Raw genomic sequence first — 25,011 nt, 5'->3', positions numbered from 1 at the left:
AGGCTGTGACCCAGGGCCACCACCACCGAAGCGATTTCGCTCGCCACCGGGTCAGCGGGAATGCCGCGCACAAAGCTCTGATCGACCTTGAGTTTGTCGATCGGGAACTTGCTCAAGTAAGACAGCGAGGAATAGCCGGTGCCGAAATCATCCACCGCCAGCCGCACCCCCAAGGCTTTGAGAGCGGTCAACCGCTCCACGGCTTGCACAGCGTCCATCAGGGCGCTTTCGGTCAGTTCCAGCTCCAGCCGATCTCCGGGTACGCCGGTACGCTCCAAGATACGGGCGATCTTGTCGGGCAAGTCGCTCTGAGCAAATTGCAGGGTGGACAAGTTCACCGCCATCACCTCGGGGGCCACGCCGTCGCGCATCCACGCCGCCATTTGCCAGCAAGCCTGATACAGCACCCATTCGCCGAGCCGCAGGATCAGGCGGGTTTCTTCAGCCACCGGGATGAATTCAGCCGGCGACACCATGCCATGCACCGGGTGATGCCAGCGGGCCAAGGCCTCGACGCCCACGATCCGGCGGGTGCTGGCATCGACCAGCGGCTGGTAGTGCAGCTGCAACTCGTCGTTATCCATAGCATGGCGCAGGCGGGTTTCCATCTCCAACCGACGCTGAGCGGTGTCCGTCAGCGCCTGGGTATGGAAGCAGTAGGTGCCACGGCCTGAGCCCTTGGCTTGATAAAGCGCCGCATCGGCTTGCTGCAACAGCTGATGGGCGTCATCCGCATCGTCGGGGAAAAGACTGATGCCAACACTGGCCCCGACAAACACCTCGTGGCCCGAACGCAGGGTGAAGGAGCGGCTCAGCACGTCGATGATCTGATGCGCCACCACCCCGGCCTCCTGCGGCTCACCCACGCTGTCGAGCACCACGACAAATTCATCGCCCCCCAGTCGCGCCACCATGTCGGATTCCCGCAGGCGCTGGCGCAACCGCTCAGCCATGGCGCGCAGCAACTGATCGCCCGCAGCGTGCCCAAGGCTGTCGTTGACGTTCTTGAAGCGATCAAGGTCAAGCAGCAAAACGGCACCGCGCAAGCCATTGCGCCGGGCACTGGCCATGGAACGCGCCAGATGACTCATCAGCATGACCCGGTTGGGCAAGCCGGTAAGCAGGTCGTGATGTGCGAGGTATTTCAGATCCTGCTCAGAACGTTTGGCCTTGGTGATGTCCACACAAGCCGCCACATAGTTGACGATCTCGCCGTCGTTGCCGCGCACGGCATTCACACTCAGGCGTTCGGGGTAAACATCGCCACTTTTGCGTCGATTCCACAGCTCACCTTGCCATTGGCCTTGCTCACGCAGGGCGCGCCAGAAGGCGGTGTAAAACGCATCATCCTGATAGCCCGAGCGCAGGATCTGCATGCGCTGACCCACCAGCTCGCTTTCTGCATAGCCCGTCATGGTGCAAAAAGCCGCGTTGACCATCAGGATGTGACCATCCGGCGTGGTCACGGCCAAGCCCTCTTGGGTGTGCTTAAACACCGCTTCGGCCTGGCGCATGTGCAGCTCCTCGGCTTTGCGCACGCTGATGTCATCCACAAACACCACGGTCCGGTCTGCCTCCACCCTTGTGGCGGTGACATTGACCCAACGTCGCTTGCCATCGCCGCCCAACAAGGTGATGTCAAATTTGCGACTGTCTCGCTCCGCCATGGTGCGCCAAGACTGTTCGACCATGGCGCGGGCTTGCTCGTCGGGGAAGAAGCTCACCAAGGCTTGCCCCACCACCGCTGCGGCCGCCGGCTTGCCCAGCATCTGTGCCATCACCTTGTTGGCTTCGATCATGCGACCTTGCGCATCCAGCACCACAATGCCCAGCGGCGCTTGCTCGGCGTAGCGCCGGAAGCGAGCCGCCACCTGCCCGCGCGCTTGCACGAGTTGTAGCTGACCCCGCCCTTGTAAAAGCAACCCCAGCAGCACCAGCAAACCCACGCAAAGCATCATCAACACCACCATGTTGAGAACAAAGCGGTAAGTGGGTGCCATCACGTGGGACTCGTCCACCTTGACGATCAAGTGCCACGGCAAACCCGGCACCGGCGCGGTACCTGCCAAAATTTCTGCGCCCCGATCATCAACGCCATGCAGCCGAGTGGCCCCTTCTTTCATCAGCGCCACGCCCCAATCGCGCCCATCATCCAAGGTCAACGCCAACGCGCTCTGGGCGCTGTGGCTGAGATGGGGGGTGTTGAGTACATCGACATGATCACGGTGTGATCGCACCACCCAAGTTTCAGCATGATCATTGCCCCAAGGATGCAAGATCGACTCCGGCCCTAGCAGCCCCCAGTCATCGGGCACGTGAAACACCATGACACCCATCAGCCGGGTCGCTTCACCGCCTTGGGGCGCAAGAGCCTCTTGCCGACGCTCACTATGAACCGGCACCACCCAAGCCATATGGGCCGGGCCCGTGGTCGCAGCCGCCACCGATAGCTCGATAGATTGAAAGGATCTCGGTGCCAAGGAGGGCGCTGATGGCTGCATATCGGCTGCCAAAACGGCCCGGACCGCTGAAGCCCAAGAGGTCACATGTTCGGATTCAGCCGGCAATTCGGCCATGCTACTGACCACCCGTTGTCCGGCCGTATTCCAAAACTCGACCGACTGCCAGTTGTTTTGCTGTACCAGCAGCTCTAGATCGCGGGGGGTGAGCCCACGGCTGACGATTCGCCGCAACTCCTCGGTCTGCACCAAGTTACGCGCCAAGGCTTGGCGATCACGCAACCAATCGGCCAAAAATTGGCTCTTGATGATGGCCCTAGATGAAAGCTCCTCCAGCTGATCGTTGCGGGCTTGGATGATTTCATTGCGCAGCAGCAACGTCACCGCCACCCCGATCACCAGCACCCCAGCGGCCATCGCCCACCATAAACGGCCACTGCCAGGTCGATCCGACCGTTGCGAGTGCGACGTAAGAATATCGACGGGATCAGGGGCCACCGCACTGGCCGCACGGGTCAGGGCCAAATACAGCAACACGGCGGTCAGGGCGACAAAGATCAGACCTTTGAAAGCGCCGAACCACAGCACGCTGGGCAGATCGGGCAACTGCCCAAGCAGATAGTCCGTGCCCAAAATCCAGCCACCGGCCAAAACAAGATAGGCCAGCGTCTGAATCAGTGCATGTCGATGGGGACGGTTATTTGTAACCATGGCGGCGCAGCATACCTGCACCCCACGGTGACGCCAAGTCAACGCCCTGAGTGCTCAGCTATTTCTGGGTGCTCTTCACCGCCATGATGCGGCATGCCGCCCATGCCACTGCCACCCATCCGTGGGCTGTGGGCCAAAAACTTGCGTACTTTTTGCTGCTGCTCAGGTCGCAGATGGTCAAAAAAGTCAGCCGCCGCCTTGATCACTTCGGGACTTTGGGTTTGCAAAGTCTGGGCGCGAGCTTCGGCCATGGCTTGCGCGGCTTTCTGGTCCAGATGATCCCCTGCCATCAAACCGAGCAAAGTCTGGCGTGGATCCTTGTCCTTGGTGGTCGCCCGCTCAGCCTCTTGGAAAGCCTGCCACTTTTGGGCCAAGGTGGTGAGGCGCAGCTTCTGGTTGGCGTCCAACACCAAGGCATCACTGATTCTCTCGACCATGCGATCTTGATGCTTGTGGTTGTGGTCCATCCCCATAGCCATATCCATATGCGGGCACATGCCCGCGCCTTCGTCCCCCTTGGGATGCGCAACCACCGCCAAAACCACGGCCATCAAACCGGCCAGCACCGAGACTTTCAGAACTTTGTGGATCATCTTGTTCATGGAAACTCCTTCATGCTCATTCTTGAGCGTTACAACCGCCGCCCTAAGAATGCGCCACGTAAGTTGCGGCCTCAATGCCACCGTGTTGCTGGCAGGTTGCTGTTGAAAAAAACTTCTAAGCTGACTTGATACTTGCCGCAAAAGCCAAACTTAAGGCGGTGTGCTTAAAAACACAATTTCTAGGAAACTTTTTCTCATGATCTTGATCCTTCTCAGGAGATACGCTTGAAAACTCTGCTGGTCACGCTTTCGATGGCCGTCGCTGGTCTGACATTCAGTCTTGCCCCCCAAGACGCTGATGCCAAACGCTTGGGCGGGGGTCAACCGGCGGGCATGCAAAGGCAGCAAAGCAACACGCCGCCTGCGGCTACACCGCCCACCGCAACACCGGCTCCAGCACACAACCCGGGTGCTACAGCTGCCGGTGCCACCGCTGGTGCAGCCGCTGCGGCAGGCAAACGCAGCTGGCTCGGCCCCTTGGCTGGCTTGGCTGCGGGCTTAGGGATCGCCGCCTTGCTGAGTCATTTCGGTATGGGTGAAGCGTTTGCCAACATGATGATGTTTGCTCTTTTGGCCGTGGTCGCGGTGATCGCCATCGGTTGGCTGATGCGCCGCTTTGGTAAAAAGCCAGAAGAATCTTCGGCTCCGCAGGGCATGCAATTTGCAGGTGCTGGCGCAGGCGCAGGCTCAACCCCGGCTTGGCAAGCACAGCAACCCACGCCGGTGGAAGCAACGATGCCAGCGGCATTCACCGCCAACACCGCCGTCAACACCCCCACGGTGACTCCTGCCGCATCGATGACCACGGGCAGCCTCACGGCCTTGCCGGCCGACTTTGATGTCGCGGGTTTCGAGCGCATCGCCAAGACGGTCTTCATCCGCATGCAAGCGGCCAATGATGGCGGTCAAGTCGAAGATCTGCGCAAGTTCACCACGCCAGAGTTGTTCGCTTCGCTGCGCGTCGATTTGCAAGAACGCGGCGCGGTCGAGCAGCACACCGATGTGGAAGAACTGCACGCCAAAATCATCGATGCAGCCCAAGAAAACAGCCAGCAAATCGTTTCGGTGCGCTTTGACGGTCGCCTGAGTGAACGCAGCAACGGCCAAACCAAGGTCGAAGCCTTTGCGGAACTGTGGCACTTCGTGCGCCCCATCGACGGTAGCCGTGAATGGGCCATCGCCGGCATCACGCCGGTGGAAAGCATCGCTCACTAAGCCAAAACAAGGGCAAGCATGGTGGCGTGCGCCACAATCACGCCCCATGCGAACCGTTCTAGCTGAAGACGATGCCATCTTGGCCGACGCCTTGTCGGCCAACCTGCGCGCCGCAGGTTTCGAAGTCGAGGTGGCCACCAACGGGGCTGTGGCTGAGTATCTACTCACCCGGCCCGGCTTTGATCTCGGGATCATCGACTTGGGGCTCCCCTTGGTCGATGGCTTGACCGTCGTGCAACGGGTGCGCGCCGCGCGCCCCACCGTGCCGCTGGTGATCTTGACGGCCTTGGATGGCATGGAAAATCGCGTCGCCGGCTTGAATGCCGGGGCCGATGATTACCTCACCAAACCTTTTGACTTTCCCGAGCTGGAAGCACGCATACGCGCTTTGATGCGCCGCGCTCAAGCCCACGGCACGAGCTCAAGCGCAGCAAGCGTAGGTATCCATGGGGGAGGCTTCGAGAGCCGCATGCGTGTCGGTGCCTTGCTGTTTGACCGCGACGCTCACCGGGCCAGCTTGCACGGCCAAAGCATCGAGCTATCCCCACGTGAATGGCTGCTCTTGGAGCTGTTGATCAGCCAAGTACGCAAGGTCATCAGCAAAGAGCAGATCGCCCAAGCTTGGTCGGCCGATGTCTCTGAGAGCGGGGGCCCCGCCTCGCTGGAGGTCTACATCCACCGCTTGCGGCGCAAGCTTGAAGGCTCAGGGGTGGGCATCCGTACCGTGCGCGGCCTGGGTTACTTGCTCGAAACGCAAGACTAACGACGACGGACAACGACACGCCACCCGCCCATGCGCGTTGCCCTGCGCCATCACCTGCTGATCTGGCTACTGGCCCCGCAACTGGTGCTTTGGCTGGCTGCGGCCTTGGTGACCTACAGCGTGGCGGTGCGTTACGCCGATCTGGCCATCGACCGCAGTCTTTTTCAGGCCTCCAAAGCGCTGGCGCGGCAGGTCAAGCCGATGGGCAGTGGCCTGTTGGTGGATTTTCCGCGTGCGGCCAAAGACATTCTCGAAACCGATCCCGACGAACAGGTTTACTACATGGTGAGTAGCCCCCCCGGGCAATTCATCTTGGGCAACCGCCAACTGCCTGTGCCACCCGTGCCCGATCAAGGCCCCGATACGCAGAGCTTTTATGACGCCAGCTTGCAAGAAGACGGCAAAACCGTGGCCGTCCGGGTGGCTGCCATCACCCTGAACTGGGGTGAGCCAGAAGCCCCGCAGCGCATGCTTGTTCAAGTGGCCAAAAGCCGCAACAGTCGCCAGATCTTGGCCCGTAACATTCTTTGGGACACCGCCATACCCCTCAGCATCTTGGTGCTGATCATGTCCGCCTTGGTCTGGGCGGGCATCCGCTCGGGTCTGAGCCCCTTGGCGAGGTTGCGCGACACCGTCAGCGGCCGTGCCCCAGGCAACTTGGCCCCCTTGCAACTCGACGCCGCGCCCGAAGAAGTCCGCGATTTGGTCGCTGCCCTCAACGCCTTGCTGGCCGCTGTGCAAGAAAGCCTGGTGCAGCAACGCCGCTTCATCAACGACGCGGCCCACCAACTCCGCACCCCGCTGGCGGGGCTCAAAAGCCAAACTGAACTGGCACTCAAAGAACTGGAACGCAGCGCGCATCCCGACCCCAGCCTGCACGCCCGACTTGAGCTGGTGCTCGAAAGTGCGGGCCGTTCCAGTCACCTCATCACCCAGTTGCTCACCTTGGCCCGCGCAGAGCCTGAATCCGCGCTGGCGCAGGGGCAGCAGTGCTTTGATTTGCACCAACTGGCCCGCGAAGTCACGGCCGAATGGGTCCCCCGCGCCCTCTCCGCCCACGTCGATCTGGGCATGGACGAGGCGACTGATGGCTCAGCACCGCCGGCGATGATCGTGCAAGGGCACCCTCTTTTGATCCGCGAAGCCATCGTGAACTTGATCGACAACGCCATCCGTTACGCGGGCGCAGGCACCGAGGTCACGGTAGGGGTGTCCTCTGACGCCACCTCGATCCACCTCAACGTGGATGACACCGGCCCAGGCATTGAGGCTTCGCTGCGGCCCCGTGTTTTCGAACGCTTCGTGCGAGGCCATCAAGATGGCAACGGCTGCGGTTTAGGCTTGGCCATCGTGCGTGAGATCGTCTACCGTCATGGCGGCAGCGTGCTGCTTGAGCCGCTGCTACCGCACGGTTTGCGCGCCCACATCACACTGCCCAAACTATCCCAAGCACCCACACCATGATGCGTCCTTGGCTCGGCCATTTGCAACTCGACTACCGCTTGGATGGTGAACGCACCGTGGCACTTGACCGCCACGAAGGCCCACTGCGAGTGCTGCAACGCCTCTACCCCGAGGGCGAACGCATCTGCCATCACGTTTTGGTGCATCCGCCCGGTGGGATCGTCGGCGGCGATGTCCTTGAAGTCGCCATCACCCAGACTGAAGGCAGCCATGCGCTGATCACCACACCCAGTGCCACGCGCTTTTATCGCAGTGCGGGGGAGCTGGCCGAACAGAGGGTCCACGCCCGCCTCGCTCCTGGCGCACGGCTCGAATGGCTGCCCTTGGAAACCATCGCCTACCCCGGCTGCTTGGCAGAAAACCAGCTCTGCTTTGATCTGGCCCCCGGCGCATCCATGCTGGGCTGGGACATGCTCGCCTTGGGCTTGCCCGCCGCCAACCTTGCCTTTGAGCACGGCATCATCCGCCAACACCTAGAGCTGCCTGGGATCTGGCTGGAACGTGGCCGCATCGACGCCCACGACCATGCCCTGCTTGACGCCCCCTTGGGCATGGCTGGTCGGCGGGTCATGGGCACCTTGTGGTGCTCAAGCGGCAGCGCCATGGCCCCAGCGCTGCGCCAAGCCTTGCTCGACGCCGCCCGCGACGCTTTTCCCAAAACAGAAGACGCTCAACCCGACTCGGGGATCTGTGCCGGCGCGACCTCGCCGCATGAGCAACTGGTGCTGTGCCGGGCCTTGGCCCCGCGCATCGAACCGCTTTTTGCCCTGTGGCGCGACATCCGCGCCCGCTGGCGCGCACAGCTCTGGCAACTTGATGCCCATCCGCCCCGGATCTGGGCGATGTGATCAATCCGCGAAGGGATTGGTCACCTGCGTGGTCGCTTCTTCTTGGATCTGCTCAGGCAGCTCTTCAGCTTCAAGCACCTTGATGGCACGCTTCAAAAGAGCTTGGAGTTCGCGGGCACGCTTCAAGCCCGCTTTGTCGCGAGTGATCGACAAGCTGCCATAAAGCTCGATGCGATCCGTGCGGTTCTCGACCGTGAGTTCCCCAAGGGTGGTGGTTTCTGTGGCGTTGGCAAAAGGTTTCATGATGGGTTTACCAGGTATTTCAATGAGCACGCACACGCAGATTGGGACCGCTGGTGGGTTGACTGGTCGGGCCGGTCGGATCAGGCAGAGCGAGTTTGGTTTTCTTCACGCTATCCGACAAGGATGGAAACAAATTCATCTTGAGGCGCTGCTCTAGCTCAGCAATGGTGATGATCTTCGCCGCAATATCGGTGGCATTCTTATCATTCGTCACCACATAGGCCGCAGCGCTTTGGGTCTTGGGGTCATAAACCGCTTTGAACAAGGCGGTCGGCACCATGATGCGGTTATGCAATTGCGTCAACGAGGTGCCCTCAAAAATAGGCCCTGTGATCACGTAAAGGCTTTTACCGCCCAAGACTTGTTCACGCACTGCTTTTTCAATCTCAGCCCATAAACCTCGATTCACCTTGGGTGCTTGAGGCACCATATTGGTTAAAACAAAGCTTTCTTGCTGTGATTCACGATCTGGCATATCGTGATTTGGGCTCAAATGACCCCGGTCATAGCCTGATTTTTCATAATCATCCAGTTCGGCACGTTCATTTTCTGGCAAACGGTCTTCAATATGGAAGTTGCCCTTGCGATCCAGCTTCATGGCCGCCGTCACCCGCTTGGGTGTCAAATACTCTGCCGACCAAAGGGGGGTCAATGTGACACCGCTATTCATCACATCAAATGCCGAATAGCAAAAATCCCTTGTTTTCTTCGCCAAGGCCGGCTTGATGATATCCGGAGCCATACCATCCGCATAAAACTGCGGGCACGATGTTTTGGCGGCAAAGGCAGATCCACTCAACATCGCAAGCGCGACCAAAAAAGGTATTTTGACCATGAGACAACCTTTATGAATAAGCCATGAGCGAGAACAAGGATGCGGCGCATTCTAGCGCCTCATACCATCCCCATCATCCTCGGCAGCCACAGCGACATCGCTGGCCAGTACGTGACCAAAACGAGGAACACCAGCATCGTCAGCAGCCATGGCCAGACGGCGATGGTGAGTTCGGTGATGCCCATTTTGGCGATGCCTGAGGCCACGTAGAGGTTCAGGCCCACGGGCGGGTGGCACATGCCGACTTCCATGTTGACCACGATCAGGATGCCGAAATGCACCGGGTCGATGCCGAGCTTGACCGCCACCGGGAAGAGGATCGGCGCCATGATCAGCACGATGGAGGACGGCTCCATGAAGTTGCCAGCCACCAAGAGCAACACGTTGCAGACCAGCAAGAAGGCGATCGGCCCCAAGCCCATGCCAACCAGCCAATCGGCCAGATGTTGCGGGATCTGCTCATTGGCCAGCACGAAGCTGAACAGCACCGCGTTGGTGATGATGTAGAGCAGCATCGCGCTCATGTTGGCCGAGGCCAGCAGCACGCGCGGCACGTCCTTCAGGCCCAAGTCCTTGTAGACAAAGACCGCGATGATGAAGGCGTAGACCGCGCTCATCGCTGCGGCTTCGGTGGGCGTGAACAAGCCGGTGTAGATCCCGCCCATCACCACCACGATCAGCATCAGGCCCCAGAGAGATTCACGCAGGGTGCGCAGCCGCACTGCCCAGCTCGCTTTGGGTTGACGCGGGTAGTTGTACTTGCGTGCCCGCCACCACGTGGTGAAGCCCAAAAACCCGGCCAGCGCCAGCCCCGGAATCACCCCAGCCATGAACAAGGCTCCCAACGAGGTGTTGGTTGAGACCGAGTACATCACCATCACGATCGAAGGCGGAATCAAGATGCCCAACGCGCCTGAGGTGGTGATCACCCCAGCACCGAACTTGGACGGAAAACCCGCCTTGATCATCGCCGGCAGCAAGATGGAGCCAATCGCCACCACGGTGGCCGGGCTGGAGCCCGACACCGCAGCAAACAGCGCGCAGGCCAGCACACCGGCCAAGCCCAAACCACCGTGCCAATGCCCGACCATGGCGGCGGCGAAGTTGATCATCCGCCGTGCCACCCCACCGTGGGTGAGGAAGTTGCCGGCCAAAATGAAAAACGGGATCGCCATGATCTCGAACTTCTCGATGCCGGTGAACAGTTTCAAGGCGACCGAAGCCACCGGCACGTCGGTGAAGGCAAAGATGAAGGTCAGGACCGTCAAGCCCAGCGAAATGGACACCGGCATGCCGGTGAGCATCAGGGCCACCAAGAGGCCAAAAATGATGAGTCCGTTCATGCCTTGGCTCCGGCAGTTTCTTCTTCGAGGCCATCGACATGGCCGTGGTCATGGTGCGGCAGCTCGCCGGTGCGGACGAAGGTCCAAGCCACTTGCAGGAAGCGGAAACACATCAGCGAAGAACCCAGCGGAATGGCGGAATAGATGATCCACGTCGGCCACTCCAGATCCGGCGTGGTCGGGCCTTCGATCAGACCCTCCATATTCAGACCGAGCGCGTGGAAGCTGGCGTAATGCAGGCCGTTCTCCCAGACGAAATGGCCCCCGAGCGTGCCGATCAGGCCGGTAAACAGCGCCCCAGCCAGCAAACCGAAAAGCACGAACTTGGCCTTACGGCGTTCGGGCATGCGGTTGATGAAGACATCCACCCCGACGTGAATGCCGGTGCGCACGCCGTAAGCCGCGCCAAACTTGGCCATCCAGACGAAGAGGTAGATGGTGGCTTCCTGCGTCCAAGACACATCCAAACTCAGCAACCAGTCCTGCAAGGGGCTGTGAACCCCCACCATGTAGCGATGCACGACCGCAAAGAAGGTGATGAGGGTGGCCAGTGCCATCAGCACCGTGATGATCCACTCCTCCAAATGATCGAGCCACTTCATGGGCAGAACTCCTGATGGGGTACGGGCTAGGAGAAGGGCTTAGAGCTTGCTCGGGTCGAAGCCGGTTTCTTTGTAGATCGCTTGGAGCGTCTCAGCGCCGATGCGCGACTCCATCTGCTTGTGTGCCGGCACCATGGCCTTCTTCAGCGCCAGCCGCTCGGCAGGGGTCAACACATAAATCTCAGTCTTGCCGCTGGCTTTGACCTTCGCCAACGCTTCTTCGTTGAGCGCACGAGCACTGTCGTTCGCCACCTTGGTGGCTTCAGCCATGGCTTGATCGAGCACCTTACGCACATCCGCTGGCAGCCCGTCCCAGAACTTTTTATTCACCACCACCGCGTAGCCCAAGTAACCATGGTCGGTGACGGTGATGTGCTTTTGCACTTCGTGCATCTTCTGTGTATAGAGGTTGGAATGCGGATTTTCCGTGCCATCGACCACGCCGGTTTGCAAAGCTTGGTAGACCTCGGAGAACGCCATCACCTGCGGCACCACGCCGATAGCGCGCATCTGGGCGTCGAGCACCTTGGAGGACTGAATGCGCATCTTCAGGCCTTTGTAGTCCTCGACCTTGTGCATCGGCTTGTTCGACGAGAAGGACTTGAAGCCGTTGTCCCAAAAAGCCAAGCCGGTGATGCCCTTGGGCTCCAACTTGACCAGCATCGCCTTGCCCACAGCCCCTTGGGTGACTTGATGCAGCTCTTGGTAGTTGTCAAAGATGAAGGGCAGATCGAAGGCCTCGAATTCCTTGACCCCCAGCGGCGCGAACTTGGACAGCGAGGGTGCAAGCATCTGCACCGAACCGAGCTGGAGGGCTTCCATCTCTTCCTTGTCTTTGTAGAGCTGGCTGTTCGGATAGACCTCAACCTTCACCTTGCCCTTGCTCAACTCGCCCGCGCGCTTGGCAAAGAACTCAGCGGCCTTGCCCTTGGGGGTATCGGCCGCCACCACGTGGCTAAACTTGATGATGATCGGCGTCTGAGCTTGGGCGGGCAAAGCGGCCATCAAGGTCGTGGCCAGCAAAGCAGCAGCGCCCAAAGTCACGGTACGGCGGGTGGTTTTGAACATGGTGGTGTGTCTCCGAAAAAATCGGTACGGGTGGGTATGGCGCGATTCTCCCGAGGACACCCTCACCCGACCAGTTGTGGTTTTCCACATTTCTTTCTGCGACGCAGCCCGTAGACTCGCCTCCCGTGCCGATCATCCCGCCCGCCCCGTCGCTCCATCGCTCTTTGCTCAAGGCGCATGCATGGATGCTGCCGTTCCTGCTCTCGCTGGTCTTCGTGCTGAGCGTGGCGGTGTGGCTGGAATGGTCGGACCGCGCAGAGGTCGAAGAAAACCAGCGGGTCTTGATCTCAGACGCACTCTCGCTTGAAAGTCAGCTGACCGCGCGCATTGAGGCCGAGCGCTTGCAGCTGCAAGCCGTGGCGGCGCAGATGTACGGGGTTCAAGATCTCAGCCGCCTGGCTCGGGTCAATGAGGGGCTACGGCGCTCGTGGATCAGCCTGACGTGGATTGATGCGCAGCACCGCATCGTCCAGCATCTACCCCCACCCACCCCACGGTCTCCCGGTGCCCCGCCGCCGCCCCAGACCTTGGATAACTTGGGCATCAGCGCGCACATCGCCACCCCACTGCCCCAAACGCAAGGCCGACTTATCGCCCGTTTTGCCCCAGCCGCCTTGTTGCGCAGCAGCGTACCGTGGTGGCTGGCCAGCAAGTACGAGGTCCGGCTGGTCGATGGCTCAGGCCAAGTGCTGGCCACCACCAGCGACACGCCCGCCACGGCCAAAGCCAGCGCCTCATCAGCCAGCGCCAGCCATCGCATCAGCTTGGAACCCGCCTTGGGCGATGCTTGGCTGGAACTGATCGCCCGCAGCCAGCCCACCCCGTGGTGGCGCACCTTGCCGCCGGTGTTGATGGCGGTCTTTCTGGCCTTGGTCGGACTGGCCACGTGGTTGTTGCGCCAGCAAATGGCCGAAGTTTCGCGCGCCGAGGTGCGCTGGCGCACCGAAGCGGCTTGGCGTCAGGCGATGGAGGATTCACTCACCGTGGGCCTGCGCGCACGCGATCTAGAAGGGCGGCTGATCTACGCCAACCGCAGCCTGTGCGACATGGTCGGCTACGCCCAAGAGGATCTGATGGGCCTGCGCCCACCGATGCCTTACTGGGCACCCGACCATCTGGAAGAAACCATGTGGCACCACCACCGCAACATGGCCGGACAAGCCCCCCGCGAGGGCTACGCCTCGCACTGGCGTCACCGCGATGGCCGTGATCTGGACGTGCTGGTCTTTGAAGCTCCGCTGGTGGACGCCCAAGGTCAGCACGTGGGCTGGATGGCTTCGGTGGTCAACATCACCGAGCGCAAACGGCTTGAAGACCTTGAGCGGCGTCAGCGCGACGCCCTCGCCCACCAAGCGCGCCTCACCACGCTGGGCGAGATCGCCTCAGCCTTGGCGCATGAACTGAACCAGCCACTCACGGTGATCCGCAGCGACAACGCTGGCATCCAGCGTCGGCTGCAAAAAATCGGCTTCGACGACGCCCCTGTGTTGGCCGCTCTCCGGCGGCAGGGGGAACAGGCGGCGCAGGCTGGGCAAGTGGTGCAGCGCATCCGTGCCTTCTTAACCCGACGTGAGCCCCAACCGGAGCCTTGCGATCTGGTGGCCTTGGCGCGTCACGCGCTCAGCCTGATCCAGCACGATCTGGCCTTGAAGCGCATCAGCGTGTCTTGGGATCTGCCCTCCCCGGGCGCACACATCATGGTCATGGCCGACCCCGTCTTGATCGAGCAGGTGCTGATCAACCTGATCCGCAACGCCAGCGACGTCGGGCAAACCCGGCGGCTCAACGTGCAAATGCGTTGTCAGGGCGGCTTGGCCCGTTTGCAGGTTGACGATGACGGCACGGGGCTGGGCGGGCGCAGTATCGACACCCTATGTACACCGTTTCACTCCACCAAGGCAGAAGGCATGGGCATGGGTTTGGCGATCTGTCGCTCCATCATCGAGGCGCATCACGGCGCGATGGATGCCGGCAGCAGCGCCTTGTTGGGCGGTGCCATGCTGGCCTTTACCCTGCCCTTGGCAGACTCACCTGAAACCTAAAACCTAAACCAAGCCCGGAAAAAGCCCCATGACCGTGAACCCCGCCATCCACATCGTCGATGACGAAGCCGCCGTGCGCGAGGCGCTGATCTTTTTATTCGATGCCCACGGGCTAGCGGCGCAGGGGTATGCCAGCGGGGTGGATTTTCTGGCAGCCTTGGCCGAGCAGCCTTTGCGCGGCTGTGTGCTGCTCGATGTGCGCATGGAACCCCTGTCGGGCCTGCAAGTCCACGACGAGCTGGTCCGGCGCGGCGTGCTGCTGCCCGTGCTCTTTCTCAGCGGTCACGGCGACATCGCCATGGCGGTGGATGCGCTGCGCAAAGGTGCTTACGACTTTATCGAAAAGCCTTTTCTCGACGACTCTTTGATGGAGCGCGTGCAGCACGCCTTGGCCATCGACGCAGCGCGCTCGCAAGACGACGCCAAAGCGGCCGAACAGCAAGCACGGCTCGACAGCCTGAGCGAGCGCGAACACGAGGTGCTGCGCAGGGTGGCAGCCGGCAAGCTCAACAAACAAATCGCCGACGAGCTTTGCATCGCGGTGCGCACCGTCGAAGTCCACCGCGCCCGTGGTCTGGCCAAACTGGGCGTGCGCTCGGCCGCCGAAGCGGCCGTGCTGCTGCAACTACGCGTCTAGGGTCAAGACGGTCGAGCCGGTGGTTTGGCGAGACTCCAAAGCGCGGTGCGCTTCGGCGATCTCGGCCAATTCAAAACGCTGGTCGATGCGGATCTTGATCGCGCCCGAACCGACCATGGCAAAGAGCTCGTCCGCCATCGCTTGGGTGCGCTCACGCGTGGCCAAGTGGGTAAAAAGCGTCGGCCGCGTCACGAACAGCGAGCCCTTTGGCCCCAAGGTACCGAGCGAAAACGGCGGCACGGCCCCCGTGGTATTGCCATAACTCACCATCAAACCGAGCGGTGCCAAGCAATCGAGCGAGGGCTCAAAGGTGTCCTTGCCAATTGAGTCGTAGACCACCTTCACGCCGCGCCCGTCGGTGATCTCACGCACCCGGCTCACAAAGTCTTCACTGCGGTAGTTGATGACATGCGCTGCACCATGCGCTAAGGCCAAGGCGCATTTGTCTTCGCTGCCGGCGGTGCCGATCAAGTTCAAGCCCATGGCCCTGGCCCACTGGCAGGCGATCAAACCCACCCCGCCGGCGGCGGCATGGAAAAGCACCGAATCGCCGCGCTGCAAACCACCTTGAGGCTGGGTGCTGCGTAGCAGGTATTGGGCCGTGAGTCCTTTGAGCATCATGGCCGCGCCGGTTTCGAAGTCGATGCCATCGGGCAACTGCACCACGCAGCGCGCTGGCATGACGCGCACTTCGCAATAGCTGCCCGGTGGCTGGCTGGCGTAGGCCACCCGGTCGCCAATCTGCAAATGCTTGACGCCGGTGCCCACCGCCTCCACCACGCCCGAGGCTTCCATGCCCAATTGCAAGGGCAGCGGCAAGGGGTACATGCCCGCGCGCTGGTAAACGTCGATGTAGTTCAGGCCCACGGCCTGATGGCGGATGCGAACCTCACCCGGACCGGGGTCACCGACCGTGACGTCGATCAGTTGCAGAACCTCGGGGCCGCCGTATTGCAAAACCTGAATGGCACGGGACATGGTGTTGAGCTCCTCAAAAACGCCGCAGCTTACGCCCATCCGTATCTCCACACTTGTATCAAACCGCGAGGGCCGCTACCCTCAGCACCCATGAAAAACCCTCTCCTGCTCCGTTCATGGCTGGGTGGCTGGATGCTCGGTCTCGGTATCGTTGGTACCGGCCTAGCCCCTGCCCAAGCTCAAAGCCAAACCGCCTCACTCTCTACAGCACGCGCTCAGTACATCGAGGCCCACGAGCATGGTTGGGTGGAGTTGGCGGTCAATATCTTGCCGGGGTTGATCGAGAGCAAAACGCCGACGCCTTGCCTGCTCGAAGCCCACTTGGATGGCGAACCGTATCTATCCGAAGCGCTTTACCCCTCGGCGGCAGCATCGGGCGGCATTCGGACCGGATTTGTGCTGAACGCACCGGCCGGCCAGCACACCCTGACCTTGAGTTACTCAAGGTGCAGCAAAGAAAAAATCGGCGCTAACTTTGCCTTCTTGCTGCCGGATCGCCACCGCATTCAAGTCCATTTCAGCGGCCAGAACCTGACCTTGGCCCAGGCCCCGGTCCGTGAAACGGGATCTTTAGCCGGTGTGCAGAACACCATCAACGACGTGCTGGGACGCCAAGGTGAGCAGGAACAAGCCATTGATCGCAAGTTATCCACGCTGTTCGATACCTTCTTGACGGGCATCGCCGTGATCGCCTTGATGTTTGGCTTGGTCTTCTTGCGGTTGTTGAAAAAGAAAAAGGACTGAAGAGGCGCTAAAAAACGCTCCTTACAACGCCCCCGGGCGGGTAGCAAAAACGCCAGCGAGTTGCTCGCGCAGCAGATTTTTTTGCACCTTACCCATCGCATTGCGTGGCAATTCAGCCTGAATCACCACATGTTTGGGCACTTTGTAGCTCGCAATGCGACTCTTCAAGGCCTCTTGCAACGCCCAAGGGTCCACCGTCTGGCCGAGCTGAGCGACCACCACCGCCACCACGCCCTCACCCCAGTCGGGATGCATGACACCGACCACGGCGGACTCAAGCACCCCGGCTTGTTCGTTGAGATGCGCCTCGACCTCGGCCGGATAGACGTTGTAGCCGCCGGTGATGATCATGTCCGAGCTGCGCCCTACCAGCGTTAGGTAACCCGCCTCATCGAGAAAACCCACATCGCCCGTGCGGAACCAAGGCAAGACCGCCGAAGGGGGCCGGTCGGTGGGATCGATCACAAAGGCCTCGGCGGTTTTCTCGGGCATGCCCCAATACCCTTTGAAGACATTCGGGCCGCGCACCTGCACGTGACCCGCAATCACCCGCACATCCACGCCCGGCAGGGCCGGACCGACTGTGCCACCGATGCGCTCACCGTCTTCGGGGCGGCAGGGGTTGGAGGTCAGCATCAAGGTCTCACTCATGCCGTAACGCTCCAAGAGGGTGTGGCCGGTGCGCTCCTGCCAAGCGCGGAAGGTATCGAGCCGCAAGGGCGCTGAGCCAGAGATAAACAGACGCATGCCGGCGCATAGCTCACGGCTCAAGCCTGGCTCCTGTAACAAGCGGGTATAGAGCGTGGGCACGCCCATAAACACCGTGGCGCGCGGCAAGCGCTCCATCACCGCCCGTGCATCGAAGCGCGACAGCCACAGCATGGTGCTGCCATTGAGCAAGGCCCCATGAATCGCCACAAACAAACCATGCACATGAAAGATCGGCAGGGCATGCAGCAGCACATCGCCCGGCTGCCAATCCCAAGCGGTCTTAAGCGTCAAGGCATTGGCAAGTAAGTTACCGTGGCTGAGCATCGCGCCCTTGCTGCGCCCGGTGGTGCCGCTGGTGTAGATGATGGCGGCAAGATCCTCGGCACTGCGCTTGACCACGTGATGCTCGGTGCTGCAATGCACCGAGGTATCGAGCAAGGTGCCGGTGCCGTCGTCGTTGAGGGTGAAGACATGCTGCACCCCGGCCTTGTAGGCCAAGCGGCTGATCCAGCCGTGATGCCGATCCGGGCAGACCACCACAGCGGGCTCGGCGTTGTCAAGAAAATAGCTCAACTCAGCTTGCTGATAGGCGATGTTGAGCGGCAAGTAAATCATCCCGGCGCGCAAGGTCGCCAGATAAAGCATCAAGGTCTCGACCGATTTATCGGTATAGACGGCGATGCGAGACCCCAGCGGAATATCCAGCGCCGCAAACAAGTTGGCGATGGTGGCCGATCCCGTCTCTAGGTCGCGCCAGCTGTAGGCGCGCACGGCACCGTCATGGGCATCCGCACCGATGGCGACCCGGTCGAGATCTTCGGGAAAGGCCGCGCGCAGCGCAGCGTAGAGGTTGTGATTCACGACTCAAGCACCCGTAAACCGAGGTGGGCGTTTTTCAAGGAAAGCATGGATGCCCTCGCGGTGATCGGGGCCCTCGGCGTAAGTGGACAACGCTTGGCGCTGGGCTTCGGTGAAATGGATCTGCGGGGCCACGATGCGCAAGCTGCGCTTGTTGAGCCGCGCCGCCAGTGGCGCACCGGCCGCGATACGCTCAGCGGTGGCTTCTGCCTCGGCCTGCACGGCCTCATCGGCCACCACCCGCTGCACCCAACCGCGCTGCTGTGCGGTGGCGGCGTCGAGCAAGCGGGCCTCAAGCAGCATCTCAGCAGCCGACGCCCACCCCACCACACGCACCAAGCCCGCCAACTCATCCGGGGCCATCGGAAAACCCAACCGAGCAATCGGAGCACCAAAACGCACGCTTTGGCCAGCGATGCGCACATCGCACTGGCAAGCGATTTCCAAGCCGCCGCCCACGCAGACCCGCTCGATTTGTGCCACCAAAGGCACATCACAGTCATAAAGCGCAGCCAAAGCAGGCGTCACCACCGCTTCGTGGAAGTGACGCAGGCGCGCGGTGTCGAAGCGGAAAGCGGGGAACTCCTCGATATCACCGCCCGACACAAAAGTGCCGCCCTCGCCACGCACGATCACAGCGCGCAGTTGCGGATCACGCTCGGCAAGGCCTTCAAACACCACCCGCAGCTGCTGCCACATGGCCACGCTGACCGCATTGAGCTTGCCCGAGTTGGCCAAGGTCAACAGCGCCACGCCTGTCAAGCGCGGATGGGGCTCGAAGCGAACCTCGGTCATGGTCATGGCATAGCGCGCACGATGCGCACCCCAACAAAGTTGCCCCGGTTGTCGGGGGCAATGGCCACGCGGGCCGCAGTACGCGTCAAGCGCGGTGACTCGCCCCAACTGCCGCCCCGGAAAACCCGGCGCGGGCAAACTGGATCGCTCCAAGCGCTGCCGTCCGTGGGTGCATTGGCAAAGGTGTCATGCCAGCAATCTTGGGTCCACTCCCAAGTGTTGCCGTGGACATCAAACAGCCCGAAGCCGTTGGGCTTTTTTTCGCCCACCGGGTGGGTATGGCCCTCGCTGATTTTGGAGTACCAAGCAAACTCCGCCAGCCGGGTGTCCTCGACACCAAAGCTGTACCGGGTGATGCTGCGCGCCCGGGCTGCGAATTCCCACTCGGCCTCGCTGGGCAAGCGATAGGTTTTGCCGGTCTTTTCGCTCAACCACTTCACATAAGCCTGCGCATCGTTCCAGCTGATGCAAACCGCTGGGTGCTTATCAGTTTGCTCGAAGCCCGGGTTGCGCCAGTGGGTGTTCGCCCCCTTGTTGAGTTCACCGTTGAGCCAAAGCCAGCAGCCATCACCGGCTTCGGCCTCGGTCTTGTAGCTGGTGTCGTCCACAAAGCGGGCGAATTCACCCCGTTGGAGCTCGAAGCGACCGATGGCCAAGTTCACACCGATGCTGACATCGTGCTGCGGCACTTCGTTGTTCTTGCGCCCCACTTCGTTGTCCGGGGCACCCATGAGGAAATGGCCCTTGGGCAGCACCACCATTTCAGGACAATCCGAACAATCTTTCATCACCGAGCCGGCACCATAGATGGCCTGTGCCGAAGCACTCACAGCACTCAGACTCAGCAGCAGCCCGGCAAGCCAGCCGGCAACAAGAGCGGGTTTGGATGGCGTTTTATTCAAGGCATGACTCCTGTAGAGGAAAGGGAAACGACCTCGTGCAAGGTCCAAAAGCATCATCGTGCGCACGCTTGGCCACGGTGGCAAGAAATTGTGCCAAAGGGGCCGGACGATCAAACCAGTAGCCCTGCATGAGCGACACCCCAAGGCTCGGGATCAAGTCAGCCACCACCTCATCTTCGACAAATTCAGCCACGGTATCGCCTGAACTCAACTGCACCGCCTCAGCAATGGCGCGCACGATGATGCGATTCTCGGCATGTTGGTCGATATCTTGCACAAATTGGCCGTCGATCTTGACCAAATCAGCGCGCAACTGCTTCAGATAAGCAAACGAGGCGTAGCCAGAGCCAAAATCGTCCAAGGCAATTTTGCAGCCCAAATCACGCAAAGCAGCGACAAACAAACGAGCTTCGGTGAGATCGCCCAAGGCGGCAGTTTCGGTGATTTCAATGATCACGCGCTGAGCTTTGACATCAAAACAACGCAACGTTTCGGCGGCAAATTCGGCAAAACCCCCTGCTTTGATGGTGCGCGCCGACACATTGACCGCCACACACAAGGTGGGCTGATGCACCAAGAGGCCCACCACGGTTCTGAACACCCAGCGGTCAATCTCGCGAATGATGCCGCTGCGCTCGGCGTGGCCAATGAATTGCACCGGCGTAAAGATGAGCTCGGGGTTGGTTTCATCGCGCAAACGCAACAAGGCCTCAGCGTGTGACAACGAATGATCGGTCGAGCGCCAAATACCTTGAAACCGCAGCTCAAACAAATTGAGCTCCAAGGCCCGGTACAGGCGTTGATTCCAGTCCAGCTTGGCCAAACCCTCCTCATGCGTGACGGGTTGGTAGAGCCGCGCTGCATTGCGCCCCGAAGCCTTGGCGCGGTACATGGCCGTATCGGCCGCTGAGGCCAAATCACCCGCTGTTTGGCCATGCTGCGGGGCCACCGCCACCCCGACACTGCCGGTCAAGCGCAGCGAGGTGCCGTGCAAGGTCAAGGTGGTCTGGCGCAAGGCTTGCAGCACTTGGTGCGCCAGCGTCAAAGCAGCATGGTCATCCACCACCCAAGCGATGAAACCGAACTCATCACCGCCCAAACGAGCAAAGAGCGCATCGGCTGGCACCTGCTTGCGCAAGGCGCTGGCCACACAGATCAACATGGCATCGCCAGCGGCATGACCCAAGTTGTCGTTCAAGTCCTTGAACTCATCCAGATCCAAGTACATCAGGGCCAAGATGCGCCCCTGCTGATCGACATTTTTGAGACGCCGTTCGAGCTCAATTTCGAAGGTGCGCCGATTGAATAGGCCCGTGAGCGCATCGCGCTCTGCCAATTGGCGCTGATCGTTTTCGGCTTGCTTGATGGCTGAGAACTGCTGTTGCAAGTCACCCGCCATGCGGTTGAAGTCCGCCGCCAACTCGCCCACCTCGTCGCGGGTCAGCACCTGTGCGCGCACGCTCAAGTCGCCCCCGGCCAAAGCCCGGGTCGTTTGGGCGAGTTGTTCCAGCCCGCCCGTGAGTCGCGCCGCCCAGCCCCGGAAAACCCAAAAAGCCAAGGCAATCGCCACCGGCACACAGGCCAAGACCACCCAAAACAGCGCGATCAAGAGAGTCCGTGCCGGCCCCGCCACGAAATGCAAGCTCACCTCGCCAAACGGTAGACCGTTTTCCTGCAAGGCAATCGTCTGGCTGGTTGCCAGCAACTCATCCACGCCGCCCGGGGTGCGCATTTCCACCAGCACCTTGCCGTCGGGCGAACGGATCGTGACTTCCTGAATACCGTCGCGGCTGACAAGATTGCGCGCCACTTCTTCCACAGCGGCGTAATCGCGCTCAATCATCGGCCCCGTAAAGGCCGCTGCCAGCAGAGGCCGCATCGCGACACCCTGAAAACGCGCCGATTCAGCGGAGGTCCACCAAACGAGAATGCCGGTCACCAAGGCCATGAACGACAGCGCCAGCACCGTCGAGGCACCCGCCAGAAACACCAGCTTGAGCCGAAAAGGCAGACGGTCAAACCAGGCAACGACAACACGCATGAGTTCGGCCACTTGATTCACTCAGCCTTATTCGGTCACCGACAACTGGCTGTAGAACTCGGCCACCACCGGATCCAAACTGCTCAACTCGGCGGCTGTGGCCGGCACGAGGCCCTCATGGCCCAGGGCTTCGATAAAGGCCAAGCCAGCGGGCGTCTTGTTGGCGAAATGCAATAAAGCATGTGTCAAGGCGGGCGCTTTGGCCGCCAAGGAAGGAGCGACGTGATAGACCACCGCCGATAAAGCCGGCGGGAAGGTCAGCAGCACCCGCACACGCTGCGCCAGCTCGGGGGCCACTTGCTTCAAGGTGGTGCGCGAGACAATCGCCGCTGCCGCCTCGCCCGCCAACATACGACTGAGTGAGTTGGCATGCGAGCCCGACACCACCAACTTGAGCTGCTGCCCCGGCACCAAGCCTTGATCGCGCAGATAGCGCAAACCGATCACCGACAGCGCGGCCAGCCGATCCGTCACACACACCGCCCGCCCCGAGAGCTCCGCCAATTGGGTCGCACCCCCTTGTGCAGGCACCACCAGCACCGGCTCAAGCTGCGCACGGGTTCGCACCATAGGCACATGGCCCAAATCGCGCTGGGCAATGCGCGACAGAAACAGCGAATCGGCAATCACGTCATAGTCACCCGTGCGCAAGCGCTGCAAATGCGCTCCATAGCTCGGGGCACTGACCATCTCCACCGGCTGGCCCAAGGTGCTTTCGAGCGTCGGCAACAGCGGGGCATACAGCGCCACCAAGCGCCGAGCCGGTAAATACGGCACGACACCAAATTGAATCCGCTCCCGCACCGCAAAGCTTGGCAAGGACAACACACCCAGACCCGCTGCAAAACTGGTCCCGAGCCAAGCCCGGCGAGATAGAGGAGGTGTCATGGATGCATTCCTGGTTAAAGGGAGTTGGCGTTGGGGGGATCAAACAAACTGGCAGGCTTCCTCGAAAGCCAAACGCGGGCCGCGTGGATGCAAAGCCGCCGCGTCACCGTGGCCGAGATTGCACACCACCAGCGTGCGGACCGACTGCCCCGACCAGAAAGCAGCGTCCACCGCTGCGGCGTCAAAACCGCCCATCGGACCACAATCAAGGCCCAATGAACGTGCGGCCATGATGAAGTAGCCAATCTGCAAACCGGCATTGAGTCGCGCTTGGGCCTCAAGGCTCTCAGCGGGCATGGCGGCCATCTTGGCGCGCATATCGACATGCGGAAACAGCTTGGGCAGGTGCTCGAAAAAGGCCAGATCCATCCCCAGCAGCGCCACCGCCGGAGCAGCTGCGGTTTTGGCCCGATTGCCCTCAAACATCAAAGGCTGCAATTGTTGGCGCTTCTCACCAGACACCACAAACTGGATACGCAACGGGCAGCCATTGAGCGCCGTTGGACCCCACTTGGTGAGCTCATAAATCGCTTGAAGCTGCTCGTTGGACACCGGACGCGGCAACCAAACGTTGTGGGTACGGGCTTGGGTGAACAGTTGAGCGGCGACAAGGGGATCGACAACAGCAACGGGAACAGCGGTCATGGGGACACATCCTGGTTAAGGCGAGAATTGTCGGATGTTTACACCCAGTCAAAACGACGTTCGCACCTTCTTTTGCACCGCTTGGCGCAAACATGTCGAAGGCACACCACGCGATGCCATGGAAACCCTGGCCGCCGGCTGGATCGCCGAGCATCCCGAGTACCACGCCATCTTTCTTGATCTAGACACCGCGCTCGCTACGGTCTACCAAGTTGAAGATGGGCAAACCAATCCGTTCCTGCACATCGCCATGCATCTGTCGATCAGCGAACAGTGCTCCATCGACCAGCCGCGTGGCATCCGCGCCGCCGTGGAGCGCTTGGCAGCCAAGCGCGACAGCCTGCACACCGCGCATCACGAAGTCATGGACTGCTTGGGCGAGATGATCTGGGCCTCGCAGCGCGCCGGGCTGCCGCCCGATCCGCACGCTTACCTCGACAAAGTGCTGCGCCGCGCTTCGTCCTGAGCGATCTCGTCCAGCGTGGTCTGAACGGCGGCCACCTGTTCAGGCTCAACCTCCCGGGCCCGCGCCAACGCCTTCAAACCAGCTTGCCGAGCGCCAAGGGTGTCGCCCAACACCCGGCGCGCTTCGGCCAGATTGTTCCAAGCTGCCACGCTGTCATGGTGCTGGGCTGCGTGTGCAAAAACGTCCGCAGCGCGCGCCGCATCACCGGCCGCCAGATGGGCGTTGCCCAAGCCGATGGCGGCGACCAAGCTTTCAGGCCAGCGCTGTGCCAAAGCGGACCACGCTGGCAACACATCCATGGCTGAGCGCAGGCGCGCAAAGGCCAAGGTCGCGCCAGTGGCCTCGTCTTCAGAAACATCACGCGGTAAATCGCCCGGGGGTGCGACCCGAAAGGCCCAATGCTGACTGCGCGCCCAAGTGTGCTCAAAAGTGACCCAGCCCATGCGCTGCTGCGGCTCCAAGCCGCTGCGCAGGATCACCTCCCGCGTTAGGCGGTCGTAGCCCACCACCACGGCGTAATGCCAACGCGGCTCTATCGCCAGCCCAAGGTTGAGCAGCACCAGCACCGGCCGACCCTCAGCCACGCTTTGCAACACCGCGCCCATCTCGGGCGGCAGACGCAGCGCCAGCGCTCCGGCTTGACGCGCGGCGGCCAGCATTTCAACTTGGAAGCTGCCGGCGCGGGCGGGCACAAAAACCGCCGCATCAATGGCCTGACGCGCCTCGGGGGTGAGTACCCGGCCCCGAGCGGCTTCGAGCACCATGATCAAGGCCGCTGAGCCGCAGTGGTTACGTTCCTGCGGCAGGAACGGCACCTCGGCCAAGCTCAGCTCCCGCTGATCAGCCAGGCCTTGCGGCCAAGCCGTTTGCAGCGCGGTGCCTTGGGGGGTGAGCCCGGCACAGCCCGTCAAACTCACCAAACTCACCAAAAGGGTGGCCAAGACAAGCCGCCGCCCCCAAGGCGAGATCAGGCGCTTGATCAACGAATCGCGCGGGTGAAGGGGAAGATCTTGGTGAAGCCGAGGATATCGGTCACCAGCAAGAGCACGAACAGAAACACGATCGTGCCGAGGATGTCGCCGCCAGCCGGGGCGCTGTCGATGCGCGTGGCCAGATCGAGCGCTTCAGCGTCGGTCAGCGCCAGCACCCGG

24 protein-coding genes are annotated in these 25,011 nt (G+C 61.3%); 8 read left to right on the top strand and 16 right to left on the bottom strand.

Annotation, left to right across the window (positions count from 1 at the left end; all coding sequences use genetic code 11):
* Both AC3VI7_RS07220 and AC3VI7_RS07215 read right to left on the bottom strand, forming a co-directional pair.
* On the bottom strand, positions 1–3,170 hold a 3,170-nt coding region (locus tag AC3VI7_RS07220; RefSeq protein ID WP_489671439.1), incomplete at its 3' end, for a putative bifunctional diguanylate cyclase/phosphodiesterase.
* 38 nt (positions 3,171–3,208) lie between these two features.
* Positions 3,209–3,772, bottom strand: a complete 564-nt coding sequence (locus AC3VI7_RS07215; RefSeq protein WP_489667933.1) for a Spy/CpxP family protein refolding chaperone — start codon at positions 3,770–3,772, stop codon at positions 3,209–3,211.
* A 225-nt stretch (positions 3,773–3,997) separates the two neighbouring features.
* On the opposite strand from AC3VI7_RS07215, the gene AC3VI7_RS07210 reads away from it, so the two are divergent.
* Genes AC3VI7_RS07210 through AC3VI7_RS07195 form a run of 4 tightly spaced genes read left to right on the top strand, consistent with a single transcriptional unit; the run spans position 3,998 to position 8,062 of the window.
* Positions 3,998–4,987: a Tim44 domain-containing protein gene (locus AC3VI7_RS07210; protein ID WP_489667934.1), complete on the top strand. Its 990-nt coding sequence runs from the start codon at positions 3,998–4,000 to the stop codon at positions 4,985–4,987.
* A 46-nt stretch (positions 4,988–5,033) separates the two neighbouring features.
* The gene (locus AC3VI7_RS07205) at positions 5,034–5,750 is read left to right on the top strand and encodes a response regulator transcription factor (RefSeq protein ID WP_489667935.1); all 717 of its coding nucleotides are present in this window, start codon (positions 5,034–5,036) and stop codon (positions 5,748–5,750) included.
* 30 nt (positions 5,751–5,780) lie between these two features.
* Positions 5,781–7,214 (top strand): sensor histidine kinase, encoded by a 1,434-nt coding sequence (locus AC3VI7_RS07200; RefSeq protein ID WP_489667936.1) that lies wholly within the window; start codon positions 5,781–5,783, stop codon positions 7,212–7,214.
* Positions 7,214–8,062 carry an urease accessory protein UreD gene (locus tag AC3VI7_RS07195; protein WP_489668002.1) on the top strand — a complete coding sequence of 283 codons (849 nt, stop codon included), beginning with the start codon at positions 7,214–7,216 and terminating at the stop codon, positions 8,060–8,062. The genes AC3VI7_RS07200 and AC3VI7_RS07195 overlap by 1 nt, the downstream gene beginning before the upstream one ends.
* On the opposite strand, the gene AC3VI7_RS07190 is transcribed toward AC3VI7_RS07195, so the two are convergent.
* Genes AC3VI7_RS07190 through AC3VI7_RS07170 form a run of 5 tightly spaced genes read right to left on the bottom strand, consistent with a single transcriptional unit; the run spans position 8,063 to position 12,153 of the window.
* A complete protein-coding gene (locus tag AC3VI7_RS07190; RefSeq protein ID WP_489667937.1) occupies positions 8,063–8,305 on the bottom strand; it encodes a hypothetical protein in 243 nt (80 codons plus the stop codon). It abuts the gene before it with no gap.
* Positions 8,306–8,324: 19 nt separating this feature from the next.
* Positions 8,325–9,140, bottom strand: coding sequence for a DNA/RNA non-specific endonuclease (locus tag AC3VI7_RS07185; RefSeq protein WP_489667938.1), 816 nt, complete (start codon positions 9,138–9,140; stop codon positions 8,325–8,327).
* A gap of 59 nt (positions 9,141–9,199) precedes the next feature.
* Positions 9,200–10,483: a TRAP transporter large permease gene (locus AC3VI7_RS07180; protein ID WP_489667939.1), complete on the bottom strand. Its 1,284-nt coding sequence runs from the start codon at positions 10,481–10,483 to the stop codon at positions 9,200–9,202.
* Positions 10,480–11,085, bottom strand: coding sequence for a TRAP transporter small permease (locus AC3VI7_RS07175; protein WP_489667940.1), 606 nt, complete (start codon positions 11,083–11,085; stop codon positions 10,480–10,482). Before AC3VI7_RS07175 ends, AC3VI7_RS07180 begins: the two co-directional genes overlap by 4 nt.
* 39 nt (positions 11,086–11,124) lie before the next feature.
* Positions 11,125–12,153 (bottom strand): TRAP transporter substrate-binding protein, encoded by a 1,029-nt coding sequence (locus AC3VI7_RS07170; protein WP_489667941.1) that lies wholly within the window; start codon positions 12,151–12,153, stop codon positions 11,125–11,127.
* Between the two features lie 125 nt (positions 12,154–12,278).
* Between AC3VI7_RS07170 and AC3VI7_RS07165 the strand changes: the two genes are divergently transcribed.
* Complete coding sequence (locus tag AC3VI7_RS07165; RefSeq protein ID WP_489667942.1) at positions 12,279–14,195, top strand: sensor histidine kinase; 1,917 nt, start codon at positions 12,279–12,281, stop codon at positions 14,193–14,195.
* 28 nt (positions 14,196–14,223) lie between these two features.
* Positions 14,224–14,832 carry a response regulator transcription factor gene (locus tag AC3VI7_RS07160; RefSeq protein ID WP_489667943.1) on the top strand — a complete coding sequence of 203 codons (609 nt, stop codon included), beginning with the start codon at positions 14,224–14,226 and terminating at the stop codon, positions 14,830–14,832.
* Here AC3VI7_RS07160 and AC3VI7_RS07155 read toward each other — a convergent pair.
* On the bottom strand, positions 14,821–15,810 hold the full coding sequence (locus tag AC3VI7_RS07155) for a quinone oxidoreductase family protein (protein ID WP_489667944.1): 990 nt from the start codon (positions 15,808–15,810) through the stop codon (positions 14,821–14,823). The two genes, AC3VI7_RS07160 and AC3VI7_RS07155, sit on opposite strands and share 12 nt — an antisense overlap.
* A gap of 90 nt (positions 15,811–15,900) precedes the next feature.
* Here AC3VI7_RS07155 and AC3VI7_RS07150 point away from each other — a divergent pair, with 90 nt between their 5' ends.
* Complete coding sequence (locus tag AC3VI7_RS07150; protein WP_489667945.1) at positions 15,901–16,554, top strand: hypothetical protein; 654 nt, start codon at positions 15,901–15,903, stop codon at positions 16,552–16,554.
* Positions 16,555–16,575: 21 nt separating this feature from the next.
* On the opposite strand, the gene AC3VI7_RS07145 is transcribed toward AC3VI7_RS07150, so the two are convergent.
* The 6 genes from AC3VI7_RS07145 to AC3VI7_RS07120 are packed head-to-tail and all read right to left on the bottom strand — an operon-like array spanning position 16,576 to position 23,394.
* Positions 16,576–18,126 (bottom strand): malonate--CoA ligase, encoded by a 1,551-nt coding sequence (locus tag AC3VI7_RS07145; protein WP_489667946.1) that lies wholly within the window; start codon positions 18,124–18,126, stop codon positions 16,576–16,578.
* Between the two features lie 3 nt (positions 18,127–18,129).
* On the bottom strand, positions 18,130–18,924 hold the full coding sequence (locus tag AC3VI7_RS07140; RefSeq protein WP_489671438.1) for an enoyl-CoA hydratase/isomerase family protein: 795 nt from the start codon (positions 18,922–18,924) through the stop codon (positions 18,130–18,132).
* The gene (locus AC3VI7_RS07135) at positions 18,921–19,820 is read right to left on the bottom strand and encodes a formylglycine-generating enzyme family protein (RefSeq protein ID WP_489667948.1); all 900 of its coding nucleotides are present in this window, start codon (positions 19,818–19,820) and stop codon (positions 18,921–18,923) included. Before AC3VI7_RS07135 ends, AC3VI7_RS07140 begins: the two co-directional genes overlap by 4 nt.
* Positions 19,813–21,861 (bottom strand): putative bifunctional diguanylate cyclase/phosphodiesterase, encoded by a 2,049-nt coding sequence (locus AC3VI7_RS07130; RefSeq protein ID WP_489667949.1) that lies wholly within the window; start codon positions 21,859–21,861, stop codon positions 19,813–19,815. The genes AC3VI7_RS07135 and AC3VI7_RS07130 overlap by 8 nt, the downstream gene beginning before the upstream one ends.
* Positions 21,862–21,888: 27 nt before the next feature.
* A complete protein-coding gene (locus tag AC3VI7_RS07125) occupies positions 21,889–22,749 on the bottom strand; it encodes a phosphate/phosphite/phosphonate ABC transporter substrate-binding protein (RefSeq protein ID WP_489667950.1) in 861 nt (286 codons plus the stop codon).
* A 39-nt stretch (positions 22,750–22,788) separates the two neighbouring features.
* Entirely contained in the window at positions 22,789–23,394 is a 606-nt protein-coding gene (locus AC3VI7_RS07120; RefSeq protein WP_489667951.1) for a malonic semialdehyde reductase, read from the bottom strand.
* Positions 23,395–23,428: 34 nt separating this feature from the next.
* Between AC3VI7_RS07120 and AC3VI7_RS07115 the strand changes: the two genes are divergently transcribed.
* Complete coding sequence (locus tag AC3VI7_RS07115; RefSeq protein WP_489667952.1) at positions 23,429–23,860, top strand: DUF1841 family protein; 432 nt, start codon at positions 23,429–23,431, stop codon at positions 23,858–23,860.
* On the opposite strand, the gene AC3VI7_RS07110 is transcribed toward AC3VI7_RS07115, so the two are convergent.
* Both AC3VI7_RS07110 and AC3VI7_RS07105 read right to left on the bottom strand, forming a co-directional pair.
* Positions 23,824–24,843 carry a PA2778 family cysteine peptidase gene (locus AC3VI7_RS07110; RefSeq protein WP_489671054.1) on the bottom strand — a complete coding sequence of 340 codons (1,020 nt, stop codon included), beginning with the start codon at positions 24,841–24,843 and terminating at the stop codon, positions 23,824–23,826. The genes AC3VI7_RS07115 and AC3VI7_RS07110 overlap by 37 nt on opposite strands.
* The gene (locus AC3VI7_RS07105; protein ID WP_489671440.1) at positions 24,840–25,007 is read right to left on the bottom strand and encodes a PA2779 family protein; all 168 of its coding nucleotides are present in this window, start codon (positions 25,005–25,007) and stop codon (positions 24,840–24,842) included. Before AC3VI7_RS07105 ends, AC3VI7_RS07110 begins: the two co-directional genes overlap by 4 nt.
* Positions 25,008–25,011: the final 4 nt, after the last annotated feature.

This window comes from Leptothrix toolikensis (SeqCode), from assembly GCF_057922285.1.
This window is presented reverse-complemented; position numbering and strand designations above follow the sequence as displayed.